General features: G+C 67.5%; 9 protein-coding genes and 2 pseudogenes. 9 read left to right on the top strand and 2 right to left on the bottom strand.

The window, feature by feature from the left end:
- The first annotated feature begins 575 nt into the window (after window positions 1-575).
- Window positions 576-1809 (top strand): annotated as a pseudogene (locus BM43_RS29345) (IS3 family transposase).
- A gap of 715 nt (window positions 1810-2524) precedes the next feature.
- Window positions 2525-2776, top strand: a pseudogene (locus tag BM43_RS40875) (DUF932 domain-containing protein); the annotation flags it as partial.
- On the opposite strand, the gene BM43_RS42735 reads toward BM43_RS40875, so the two are convergent.
- Window positions 2750-2848, bottom strand: coding sequence for an Arm DNA-binding domain-containing protein (locus tag BM43_RS42735; RefSeq protein WP_332460749.1), 99 nt, complete (start codon window positions 2846-2848; stop codon window positions 2750-2752). The pseudogene BM43_RS40875 and the gene BM43_RS42735 overlap by 27 nt on opposite strands.
- An 827-nt stretch (window positions 2849-3675) precedes the next feature.
- Here BM43_RS42735 and BM43_RS29340 point away from each other — a divergent pair.
- The 7 genes from BM43_RS29340 (at window position 3676) to BM43_RS29310 (ending at window position 11188) form a co-directional block, all read left to right on the top strand.
- Window positions 3676-4746, top strand: a complete 1071-nt coding sequence (locus BM43_RS29340) for a substrate-binding domain-containing protein (protein WP_036052173.1) — start codon at window positions 3676-3678, stop codon at window positions 4744-4746.
- 181 nt (window positions 4747-4927) lie between these two features.
- Window positions 4928-5983 carry an ABC transporter substrate-binding protein gene (locus BM43_RS29335; RefSeq protein WP_036052175.1) on the top strand — a complete coding sequence of 352 codons (1056 nt, stop codon included), beginning with the start codon at window positions 4928-4930 and terminating at the stop codon, window positions 5981-5983.
- 14 nt (window positions 5984-5997) lie between these two features.
- On the top strand, window positions 5998-6819 hold the full coding sequence (locus tag BM43_RS29330; protein ID WP_036052177.1) for an ABC transporter permease: 822 nt from the start codon (window positions 5998-6000) through the stop codon (window positions 6817-6819).
- Between the two features lie 25 nt (window positions 6820-6844).
- Window positions 6845-7855, top strand: coding sequence for an ABC transporter permease (locus BM43_RS29325; protein WP_036052178.1), 1011 nt, complete (start codon window positions 6845-6847; stop codon window positions 7853-7855).
- Between the two features lie 23 nt (window positions 7856-7878).
- Window positions 7879-8907, top strand: coding sequence for an ABC transporter ATP-binding protein (locus tag BM43_RS29320; RefSeq protein ID WP_036030078.1), 1029 nt, complete (start codon window positions 7879-7881; stop codon window positions 8905-8907).
- Between the two features lie 30 nt (window positions 8908-8937).
- On the top strand, window positions 8938-9762 hold the full coding sequence (locus tag BM43_RS29315) for a phosphodiesterase (RefSeq protein ID WP_036052181.1): 825 nt from the start codon (window positions 8938-8940) through the stop codon (window positions 9760-9762).
- A 220-nt stretch (window positions 9763-9982) separates the two neighbouring features.
- A complete protein-coding gene (locus BM43_RS29310; RefSeq protein WP_036053643.1) occupies window positions 9983-11188 on the top strand; it encodes an MFS transporter in 1206 nt (401 codons plus the stop codon).
- Window positions 11189-11393: 205 nt separating this feature from the next.
- Here BM43_RS29310 and BM43_RS29305 read toward each other — a convergent pair whose 3' ends face one another.
- Entirely contained in the window at window positions 11394-12329 is a 936-nt protein-coding gene (locus BM43_RS29305; protein WP_036052184.1) for an EamA family transporter, read from the bottom strand.
- Window positions 12330-12375: the final 46 nt, after the last annotated feature.

Genomic DNA, 12375 nt, shown 5'->3' with positions numbered 1-12375 from the left:
CAGGGACGGCCGCCCTTTACATGTGTTGGCGAGAATAGCGACTAGGGCCGATCGCAGCTATCCTCTGGGCGTCGAAAGCTGTCACGGTCCGCTGCCAGCGATGACAACAACGAACCAGCCACCGAAACTTGCCGCCATGATATTTCAATCAGGGGCGATTTGAGCGCGCGCCGTTAGTGTTGAGACGTATTCAAGGGAAATTTCTGACAAAACAGACACTCACTCTCCAACGAGCACCGCCAGCAAAGATTGACGGCGACAAACCGAGTTTTCTCGCGACCGAGTGAATTGCGCTCACGAATGATCCTCCGAGCTCAAGATGGGCATCTCACATCGAAAAATGAAAGCAAGACGAAAGATTTCGCGAGGTCTGCTGTGCCTTTGACAATCGATCCATTCGAGGGCAGATTCGGCCAATACCGCACGATATTTGAAAGCATATCAAATCATGAAACTGAGAGATTTCGAAAAATCGAGCGCTTAAATTTCAATATGCAAGGTGTGGTTAACGTGGACCGGCCCCCGCTAAAACCGGACACGGGGTAACGCTTAAATTATGAGGTAGTCTTCTGCCTATGTTTAAGCCTAACCACAACGTAGAGCCGGTCGAAGTTCTGACCCAGCCGGAGCAGCGCCGCCGACGTTCTGTCGAGGAGAAGCTCGCGATAGTGCGCGAGACGTTCGAGCCCGGCGCGACGGTTTCCGGTGTTGCCCGTCGCCATCAGGTGAATGCAAACCAAGTCTTCGCCTGGCGCAAGCTCTATCAGGATGGAAGCCTATCTGCCGTCAGTGCTGGCGAACAGGTGGTGCCGGCATCGGACCTTACCGAAGCGATGAAGCAGATTCGCGAACTTCAGCGGCTGTTGGGCAAAAAACGATGGACGTGGAAATTCTCCGCGAAGCAGTGGAGTACGGTCGAGCAAAAAAATTGATTGCGCGCTCACCATTGCTGCCGGGGGACGACCGTTGAAGACGGTCTGTGAAGTCCTGGGTGTGTCGCGCGCGAATCTCACGGTCAAGTCGAAGCGTCCTGCCGAGTGGGTCGACCGGCGCAAGACGCCGGTTCTGGATGACATGCCGCTCGTCACCGAACTGCGAGAGCAGGTTGCCGACCTGCCCACGTACGGCTACCGGCGCGCATGGGCGCTGCTGAGGCGAAGCCGGGACGCGCTGGGCCAACCTCGCGTCAATGCAAAGCGGGTGTACCGCGTCATGCGTCGCCACGGGCTGCTGCTCGAACGCCGAGCTCATCACGTCTCCTGGACGCGTCGGCACGATGGCAAGGTCGCGGTGGACAGAAGCAACGTGCGCTGGTGCTCGGACGGTTTCGAATTCCGCTGCGACGACGGTGTCCCTTTGCGCGTCGTCTTCGCACTGGACTGCTGCGACCGGGAAGCCATGAGTTGGGCTGCGACCACCGGCGGTTACACCGGTGACATGGTGCGCGACGTGATGCTTCAGGCGGTCGAAAACCGCTTCGCTGGTGCGTTGAAGGCTGACGGCGAAATCGAGTGGCTGAGCGACAACGGTTCTTGCTACATTGCCGACGAGACAATGACGTTCTCGCGTGAAATCGGCCTGAGGCCGATCACGACACCCGTCAGAAGTCCGCAGAGCAACGGGATGGCCGAGAGCTTCGTCAAAACGATGAAACGCGATTACGTTTCATGGATGCCCAAGCCCGACGCCCGAACGGCGCTACAGAATCTGGCCATTGCGTTCGATCACTACAACGAGTCGCATCCGCACAGCGCCCTGAAATACTGCTCGCCACGCGAGTTTCGCCAGCAAACAAATTCTCCAACCTAAGCGTGGCCGCGTGTCCGGTCATGCAGGGGCAAGTCCATAACGTGCGTCGACAAGTCCCTGTAAAAACCAACAGGTTAAATCGTTATTGCATTGAATATCGCCCAATAGCAGACGTAAGCTTTTTTGCTCGATCTCAATCAATAATCCGCGTGTGATTCCAGATTTCCTCAAACCTACATGCCCACCTGAACACGGCCGGCCCCGGCCGCTCCGCAGCGGCGTTCCTGCAAAGGAGTGCCCACGCATCCCGCTTTCACCTTTGATATCGGTGACATTGTTGTCCTGACTCTCGTCGGCATCGGTGTCGTTCTGCTTGTTAAAAGACGTGCCGCTTCAATTCGCCCGGTTCCGCCTCCACCTATGGCCCTCGCTTCCCCTTTCGTCGAATACGAACTATTCGGCCCGGCCGTCGACGAATGGGTAGCTCACGCGCCCTATCCCGATCAAGCGCTGCACGCTGCGCGCCATGCACCGTCAACATCACTCGACGCCACCGCCCATACGCCACCTCGCTCGCCCAACCCTTATCGCGAAGACATCGAGTCGGTCGAATGTCGCTCGCATCCGTCAAAAATCGGAAATTCAAGACGACGAGCCGTTCGAGACCCTCCCTCCATCGCCGGCAGATCACTAGCGATTCGCAGCAGCCAAGACAAACGCCCCGACTATCCTCGTATGCCCCTGCCTGGGCGACCGAAGGATTTTCATCGTCCGGCGACACGCATCACTGATCGGTGGTTTCGGGCTCGAGACGGCCGGCGTCTTGAACGAACGCCGCAGGCTCCGAGCGCTCGCCAAGACCGGACAATCGGGCTTGCTCAAAGGCGAGGGCAAAATCACCGGCTATCTCTTGCTGGCCACCGCGTGCGATGGCACGCTCGCGACCACCGCGCAATTCACCTCGGCACGCATCGTCTGTCGCAACACACTGCAGGTTGCTCTAGGCGATAGCACGAGTGTCGTCAAAGCTCTCTTTGCCAGCAAAGCGGTACTTAAATCGCCAGCACTTCCCTCCCGTCGGAGATACCTCAAGATACATCCCGCCACCGTCTGCGAGACGACACGATTTTTTGCGGAGAGAGGCGTTGCAGATGGCAACGTCATCTGACGGCACGTGCATCCTGTAATCCAAGGGGGCATTTTTCGATCAACGGCATCGAGCGATCACAACATTCCCCCGATGGTGCCCACACATGCCCTCGGATTCACGCGGACTATGCTCGATAGCTCAGGAATGCAAAAACCCGCGAAGCCTTACGCTATCACGGGTTTTCGGAACAACGAGGACCACCTAGAACGTGTACTTGGTGCCGGGGACCGGACTCGAACCGGCAAGCCAATGAAGGCGGCGGATTTTCGTCACACTGCTTCTTTCGAAGCCGGCCGGGCGCATGCCTGGCCGTTCGTGCGCTGGACTATGCCTTCGCCGTCGCCTGCACGCGTTCGCCGCATGCAAGGCCTTAGGCGCCCCCCGTCTAGTCTCTACACCTTCCCGCGCATCGCTCGCGCGATGTCCGGGCTTGGCTCGGCGTTGCCTCGTCGCGCTGCGCGCCAGGGGTTTCACCGAATTTGAGGGGTTCTGCACCGGACGTTTCCGACCGGGCACTCAAATCATTTAAGTCCGCTATGTTTACCAATTTCATCACCCCGGCTAAAGGGCGGACCGCATTCTACCACTGGTCCGGCACGACTTCAGTCCGGTAAGCAGGCTCGCCTGCGGATTGGCGGCGAGGGTTTCGCCATCGTCGGGGAAACCACCCTGACCATCCCGCCGGCGCCTTGCCCCATCTCATCCGGCCCGCGTCATCGAAGCGTCACACGCACTGCCGATAATCGTCGACGTAAACGTTTACATCGCGAGTGCCCATGACGTCGACCATCAAGGATGTTGCAGCCTTGTCCGGCTTTTCGATCGCCACGGTCTCGCGTGCGATCAACGCCCCGCACACGGTGGGCCCGGATACGCTCGCGACGATTCGCGCCGCGATCGAGACACTGCAGTTCCGGCCCAATCCGCTGGGCCGACAGTTGCGCAGCGATCGCACCCAGTTGATCGGCGTGATCCTGCCCACCTTCGCCAACCCGGTGTTCACCGAATGCCTGCAAGGCCTCGACGAGCTGGCATCGCAAGCCGGCTTCAAGCTGATCGTGATGACCACGGAGTACGACACGGCGCGCGAGCGGCATGCGATCGAAACGCTGCGCGCGCAGCGCGTCGAAGGCCTGATCCTGACGGTCGCCGACGCGCACGCGCATCCCCTGCTCGACGCGCTCGATCGCGACGGCCTGCTCTACGTGCTGATGCACAACGACACGCCGCATCGCCCCTCGGTGGCGGTCGACAATCGCCAGGCCGCCTACGACGGCGTGAGCCACCTGATCGCGCGCGGCCATCGTCGCGTGCTGATGCTGGCCGGCTCGCTGGCCGCCTCGGATCGCGCCAGGCAGCGCCATCTCGGCTACGCGCAGGCGCTCGCCGATCACGGTCTCGAGCCGCTGCCGGCGCTGGAGATCGACTTCAACGCGCCCGAGCTGCCCAACGCGGTGCTCGCGCACCTCACCTCGAAGGCCACGCGCCCCACCGCGATCTTCTGCAGCAACGACCTGCTGGCGATGGTGGTGATGCGCGGGCTGCGTCGCGCGAAGTTCCGCGTGCCCGACGACATCTCGGTGCTCGGTTTCGACGGCCTGGCGATCGGCGAACTGCTGGCGCCGCCGCTGGCCAGCGTCGCCACGCCGAATCGCGAGATCGGCCGCTCGGCCTGGCGCCGCCTGGCCGAGCGCCGCGCCGGCGAAACCCATGCCGCGCCCGCGCTGGTCCTGCAACACACGGTGCGCGACGGCGGCTCGGTGACGGCGATCGGCGATGCGCTCGATACCGGCTGCGGCAACGGTCACGGCCCGGACGGCGCGCATGGCCTCGACACCCACGACTGAGGACGACGCGATGCTCATTCCGTTTCCGCCGCTCAAGCGATTCGTTTCGTCATCCCTATCGATTGGCTCGACGCACGCGTCGCCGCCCACCCCGCATTCCTCGAGTGGACGGCAAGTACCGTCCGCCCCTTGCTCGTTCACCCCTGTCCATGCTGCATCCGTCCTCGCCAGGAGACCTCACGTGACTTTCCGCTTCCCCTTCCCGCGCGCGCTTGCCGGCGCGCTGCGCCGCGCCGCGGCCCTGCCGGCCGCCTGCGCACTCGCGCTGGCCGCGTTCGCGCCGCTCGCCGCGCACGCCGACGAGACCGCGATCTGCTACAACTGCCCGCCCGAATGGGCCGACTGGGCCTCGCAGATCGCCGCGATCAAGCAAAAGACCGGCATCCGCGTGCCGTTCGACAACAAGAACTCGGGCCAGGCGATCGCGCAGCTGATCGCCGAGCAGAAGAGCCCGGTGGCCGACGTGGTGTATCTCGGCGTGTCCTCGGCCTTCCAGGCCACGGACAAGGGCTTGGTCGAGCCGTACAAGCCCGCGCACTGGAACGAGATCCCCGCCAACATGAAGGACCCGCAAGGCAACTGGTTCGCGATCCATTCGGGCACGCTGGGCTTGTTCGTCAACAAGGACGCGCTCGACGGCAAGCCGGTGCCGCGCTCCTGGGCGGACCTGCTCAAGCCGGAGTACAAGGGCATGATCGGCTACCTCGACCCGGCCAGCGCCTTCGTCGGTTACGCCGGCGCGGTCGCCGTCAACCAGGCGCTGGGCGGCTCGCTCGACAACTTCAAGCCCGCGCTCGACTGGTTCCGCAAGCTCAGGGCGAACCAGCCGATCGTGCCGAAGCAGACCGCCTATGCGCGCGTGCTGTCGGGCGAGATCCCGATCCTGATCGACTACGACTTCGACGCCTATCGCGCCGAGTACAAGGACCACGCCAACGTCGCCTTCGTGATCCCGGCCGAGGGCACCATCTCGGTGCCCTATGTGATGAGCCTGGTGAAGAACGCGCCGCACGCGGCCAACGGCCGGAAGGTGCTCGACTTCGTGCTGTCCGACGAAGGCCAGAAGCTGTGGGCCAATGCCTACCTGCGCCCGGTGCGCGCGCAGGCGATCAGCCCCGAGCTGGCCGCCAGGTTCCTGCCGGCCAGCGACTACGCGCGCGCCAGGCCGGTCGACTTCGGCAAGATGGCGGCGGGCCAGCAGGCCTTCGGCCAGCAGTACCTGCAGACCATGCAATGAGGAGCGACGGCGAGATGCGCGACCTGAGCTTTCCGCTGCGCTGGCGCCTCGCGCTGCTCGCGCCGGCGCTGGCGGTATTCACCGCGTTCTGGTTGCTGCCGATGGTGGTGCTGGTGCGCGTCTCGGCCGAGGGCGGCTTCGTGTCGACCTACCTCGCGCTGCTCGCCAATGCGCTCTACATGAAGAGCCTGGCCTCGACGGTCGCGCTGTCGGCGGCCGTCACGCTCGCCACGCTGGCACTCTCCACCCTGGCCGGGCTGCTGCTGGCGCGCCGCGAGTTCGCGGGCAAGCGCGCGCTGGTGGCCCTGCTGACCTTCCCGCTCGCGTTCCCCGGCGTGGTGGTCGGCTTCATGGTGATCATGCTGGCGGGCCGGCAGGGGCTGGTCGGCATGCTGTCGGCGAAGCTGACCGGCGACAAATGGGTGTTCGCCTATTCGGTGGCGGGCCTGTTCGTCGGCTACCTGTATTTCTCGATTCCGCGCGTGATCGTCACCGTGATCGCCTCGGCCTCGAAGCTCGACGCCTCGCTGGAGGAAGCCGCGCGCTCGCTCGGCGCCTCGGCCTGGCGCGTGTTCGCCGACATCGTGCTGCCCGCGCTGGCGCCGGGCCTGATCGCCTCGGGCGCGATCTGCTTCGCCACCTCGATGGGCGCGTTCGGCACCGCCTTCACGCTGGCCACCGAGCTCGACGTGCTGCCGATGACGATCTACACCGAGTTCACGCTGAACGCGAACATCGCCACCGCCGCCGGCCTGTCGATCGTGCTCGGCATCGTCACCTGGGCGGTGCTCGCGCTCGCGCGCAGCCTGACCGGGCAGGCCGCGGCCGCCGCCTGACTTCATCGAGGACCCCGCCCCGACCATGACCACGCTCCCACCCCCGACCGGCCTCGATGCCGAGCAGGCCGCGCCGCCCGATCGAAGCCGCGCAAGCGGCGCAAGCGGCGCAAGCGGCGCAAGCGGCGCGCTTCGAGGCCCGCATCACGGCCCGCTTTACAGCCCGCCTCACAGCCCACGACGCGGCCCGCTGCGGGCCCTGCCGAGCGGGCGCAGCCTCGCGGCCGCCGCGCAATGGGCCGTCACGCTCGGCCTGTGCGCCTTCCTGATCATCCCGATCGGCATGTCGGTGCTGGCCGGGCTGACTGTCAACTATTTCCGCGGCCCGTCGAGCGGCCTCACGCTGCGCTGGCTCGGCGAAGTCTGGGCCCAGTACCAGGGTTCGGTCTGGCTGTCGCTCGAAGTGGCGGCCGCCACGCTCGCGCTCACGCTGGTCACCGGCGTGCCGGCCGCCTATGCGCTGGCGCGCAGCCGCCATCGCCTGGCGCGCCTCGCCGAGGAGGCGCTGGTGCTGCCGATCGCGCTGCCGGGCCTGGCCTCGGCGCTGGCCCTGCTGATCGTCTATGGCGGCTTCTCGTCGTTTCGCACCAGCCTGTGGTTCATCGTGGTCGGCCACGTGGTGTTCACGCTGCCCTTCATGGTCCGCGCGGTGGCGGCGGTGGCCGCGCGCGCCGACCTGCGCACGCTGGAGGAAGGCGCCGCCAGCCTCGGCGCCTCGTTCGCCACGCGCTTTTTCACCATCGTGCTGCCCAACCTGCGTCCCGGCATCGTGGCCGGCGCGCTCGCGGTGCTGACGCTGTCGATCGGCGAGTTCAACCTGACCTGGATGCTGCACACGCCCGACACCAAGACGCTGCCGGTGGGTCTCGCCGATACCTATGCCTCGATGCGCATCGAGATCGGCAGCGCCTACACGATCCTGTTCCTGCTGATGACGCTGCCGTTGCTGGTGGCGATGCAATGGCTCGGCGTCGACGCGACCGGCACGCGCGTCGACGCCGGCGCCGCGCGCAAGTCGCGCAAGCCTTCCGCCTGACCTCTCACCGCCCCCTCCCGACGATGAAGCTCGATTCCATCCCCGTCACGCTGACGCGCTGCGCCAAGACATTCCGCGACACACGCGTGCTCGAACCGCTGGACCTGACGATCGGCGCCGGCGAAACCCTGGTGCTGCTGGGCCCTTCGGGCTGCGGCAAGACCACCACCTTGCGCATGATCGCCGGGCTCGACCGGCCCGACGCGGGCGGCGCCATCCACTTCGGCGACGAGGACGTGACGGCGCTGCCGATCGAGCGGCGCCAGGTCGGCATGGTGTTCCAGAGCTACGCGCTGTTCCCGAACCTGACGGTGCGCGGCAATGTCGGCTACGGCCTGAAGATCCGCCGCACCGCGGCGGCCGCGCTGCGCGAGCGCGTCGACGAGCTGCTGGCGATGATGCAGCTCGGCGCGCATGCCGACAAACCGGTCACCGAGCTGTCGGGCGGCCAGCGCCAGCGAGTCGCGCTGGCCCGCGCGCTGGCGGTGCGCCCGCGCGTGCTGCTGCTCGACGAGCCGCTGACCGCGCTCGACGCCAAGCTGCGCGACACCCTGCGTCGCGACATGAATGCCCTGCTGCGCGAGCTCGGCGTGACCACCGTCTACGTCACGCACGACCAGGCCGAGGCGATGGAGCTGGGCGACCGCATCGTGGTGATGGGCGCCGGGCGCATCGAGCAGATCGGCACGCCGCGCGACATCTACTACCGCCCGGCCAGCCGCGCGGTGGCGCAGTTCATCGGCACGCTCAACCGCATCGAGGGCGTCTGGCGCGACGGCGCGCTGGTCACCACCGGCGGCGCGGTGCCGAGCGATCGTCAGGCTTCCGAACTGTTCTTCCGCCCCGAGGATGCCCAGCTGGTCGATCCCGGCACGGCGCCGCTGCGCGGCGCGGTGGCCGGCTGCGCCTTCCTCGGCGAACGCACGCGCCTGACGATCGAGCAGGCCGCGCCCGACGCGCTGGTGATCGACGTACCCGGCCGGATCGCGCTCGCGCGCGGCACCGCCGTCGGCCTGGCGATCGCCCCCGAGGGGCTGATCGCGCTTCCCTGACCCCGCACAAGTACCCACGAGGATTTCCCCATGTTGCTCGCCCAGATCAGCGACCTGCACATCAAGCGCCCGGGCGCGCTCGCCTATCGCCGCGTCGATACCGCCGCGAGCCTGGCGCGCACCGTCGCGCGCCTGAACGCGCTGGTGCCGCGTCCCGACGCGGTGCTGGTGACCGGCGACCTGACCGACTTCGGCCACGACGACGAATACCAGCACCTCAAGCGCCTGCTCGCGCCGCTCGAGATCCCCTACTACCTGCTGATCGGCAACCACGACGAGCGCGGCGCGCTGCGGCGCGTGTTCGCCGAGCGCGCCGAGCTGCAGGGCGGCGAGTTCGTGCAGTACGCGCTCGACCTGGGCCCGCTGCGGGTGATCGCGCTGGATTCGCAGATCACCGGCCAGAGCGCCGGCACGCTGTGCCAGGCGCGCCTCGACTGGCTCGCACGCGAGCTGGAGGCCGCCGCCGGGCGCCCGACCGTGGTCGCCCTGCACCATCCGCCGTTCGCCTCGGGCATCGCCCACATGGATCGCCAGCGGCTCGATCCCGAAGCCGCGCGCCGGCTCGATGCGCTGCTGCGCGCCCATCCGAACGTCGAGCGCGTGCTGTGCGGGCACGTGCATCGCACCATGTTCGCGCGCTTCGGCGGCACCATCGCCCTGGCGGTGCCGGCGCCCGCGCACCAGGTGGCCTTCGACCTGCGCCCGGACGGCCCTTCGGCCTTCGCGATCGAGCCGCCGGCCTTCGCCGTGCATCGCTACGATCCCGTCGAGGGCCTGGCCACCCATCATGTGTATGTCGACGACAGCGACGGCCCGCATCCGTTCTACGACGCCTCGGGCGCGCTGATCGACTGAAACGGCAGAAGGCGGGACGAGGACGCGCCTCGCCGTGCACGCGGCACGGGAAGCCGGCCCGGCGGCCCCGGATGCCGACGCGACGCGAGCCCGGCACCGGCAGAGTTCACGGCGCTCCGGTATGATCGGCAGCCTCGCCGGCGCGGCCGTCCTCGCGCTGCCCCGGCCCCGCCGTTCCGGCGCGCCCGGCTTCGCGCGCCCCGCTTCGTTCCGATCGCCCATGTCCACGCCGCCTTCCGCCATCCCCTCGCCGTCCGCCGCCCATCGTCACTACTCGCGCGGCCTGCTGCTCCTGCTCGCGACCATCGCGGGCGTGTCGGTCGCCAACATCTACTACAACCAGCCGCTGCTCGGCGCGCTGCGCCTGTCCTTCCCCGACGGCGCGGCCTGGATCGGCGTGGTGCCCACGGCCACCCAGCTCGGCTACGCGGCCGGCATGCTGCTGCTCGCGCCGCTGGGCGACCGCTTCGACCGCCGCAAGCTGATCCTGCTGCAAATCGCCGGGCTGTCGGTCGCGCTGCTGGTGGCGGCCGCCGCGCCGGCGCTGCCGGTGCTGGCCGCGGCCAGCCTGGCAATCGGCGTGCTGGCCACCATCGCCCAGCAGGCGGTGCCCTTCGCGGCCGAGATCGCGCCGCCGGCCGAACGCGGCGCGGCGGTCGGCACGGTGATGAGCGGCTTGCTGCTGGGGATCCTGCTGGCGCGCACGGCGGCCGGCTTCATCGCCGAATATCTCGGCTGGCGCGCGGTGTTCTGCGCCTCGGTGGCGGCGCTGCTGGCGCTGGCGGTGGTGATCATGCTGCGCCTGCCGCGCAGCACGCCGACCTCGACGCTGCGCTATCCGCAGCTGCTGGCCTCGCTCTGGCACCTGGCGGTGGAGCTGCGCGAGCTGCGTTACGCGGCGGCCACCGGCGCGGCCATGTTCGCCGCGTTCAGCGCCTTCTGGCCGGCGCTCACCCTGCTGCTGGCCAGCGCGCCCTTCCATTACGGGCCGCAGGCGGCCGGGCTGTTCGGCGCGGTCGGCGCGGCCGGCGCGCTGGCCGCGCCCTATGCCGGCAAGTCGGCCGACAAGCGCGGGCCGCACGCGGTGATCGCGCTAGGCATCTGGCTGGTGGCGATCTCGTTCGCGATCTTCGCGGTCTCGGCCAGTTCCCTGGCGGGGCTGGTGATCGGCGTGATCGTGCTCGACGTGGGCGTGCAGGCCGCGCAGATCTCGAACCAGTCGCGCATCTACGCACTCAAGCCCGAGGCGCGCAGCCGCGTCAACACGGTCTACATGGTCTGTTATTTCATCGGCGGCGCGATCGGCTCCTCGGCGGGTGTCGAGGCCTGGCATGCCGGAGGATGGCTCGGCGTGAGCGTGGTGGGGCTGTTGTTCGCCTGCCTGGCCGGCACGATCCATCACGTCGGCGCGCGCCGCCGGGGCTGAGCGGAGCGGGCCGCCGCGAACCAGGCCCTACCGGCTCGGCTGCCGTGAATCGGCAGGCGCTGCCGGTAGCCGGCAGCGGACGCGGATGCCCGCGAATCGGGCCAAGCTGCCCGAGCCTGAATCTCACGGCCCCGGGCATGATCCTGAGGAATCCGTGCCTAGCAGGCCGCCTGGGGCCGCCCCGAGCCGGCCGAGGCCGCGCGCCCTACTTCACCGCCTTGCGCGCCGGATCGCAGACGAAGGACAAGCCCACGCTGCCGAGGATCGCCAGCGTCGCGATCACGGTGGCGGCCGTGACCGGCTCGCCCAGCAGCAGCGCGCCCAGCGCCACCGCGACGATCGGGTTCACGTACATGCAGCTGCTGGCCAGCACCGGGCTGGTGTTGCGGATCAGGTAGCCGTAGGCGACATACGCGATCATGGTGCCGAAGATCATCAGGTACAGGAACGCGAAGGTCGGCAGCACCGCCCACTGCACGCTGCGCTCGCCGAGGAAGATCGCGGCGATGGTCGACATGGTGCCGCCCAGGCCGATCTGCAGCGAGGTGGACAGGAACAGGTCGCTGGGCAGCTTGAGGCGGCTCGACAGATGCACGCCGCCGGCCCAGAACAGGCCGCCGCACAGCACCGTGATGCTGCCCAGCGTGGAGCCGGGCGTGGACGGCCCGCCCGAGTTCAGGATCACGATGCCGACCATGCCCAGCCCAACCGCCACCCACTCGCCGCGCGCGACCTGGCGCCCGGCGATGGCGGCGATGACGGTGGCGAACAGCGGCACGGTGGCCACCATCACGGCCGCCGAGCCGCTGCTGACGGTGCGCATGCCGAGCGCGATCAGCCCCGAGGAGGCCGCCACCAGCATGGTGCCGACGATGCCGGCGTTGCGGATCTCCACCAGGCTGGGCATCACCGGCTTGCGACGCATCGCGAACACGAACAGGCCGATGCCGGCCAGGCCGTTGCGCATGCCCGAGAGCAGCAGCGGCGGAAACGACTCGAGCGCGATATGCAGCGCCAGGTAGGTCGAGCCCCAGACGAAATAGATGAAGGCCAGCGCCAGCGCGATGCGCCCGCCGCGGCTTTGCGGCAGGCGGATGCGGACTCGCCCCGCGATGGCGAGCAGACGGTCGAGCAGGGTCATGGCTCAGCCCGGCTCGTTGGCGGATCGGGAGGACGGGATGGATCGA

The organism is Burkholderia gladioli (assembly GCF_000959725.1).
In the GTDB taxonomy this organism is placed as follows: Bacteria; Pseudomonadota; Gammaproteobacteria; order Burkholderiales; family Burkholderiaceae; genus Burkholderia; species Burkholderia gladioli.
This window is presented reverse-complemented; position numbering and strand designations above follow the sequence as displayed.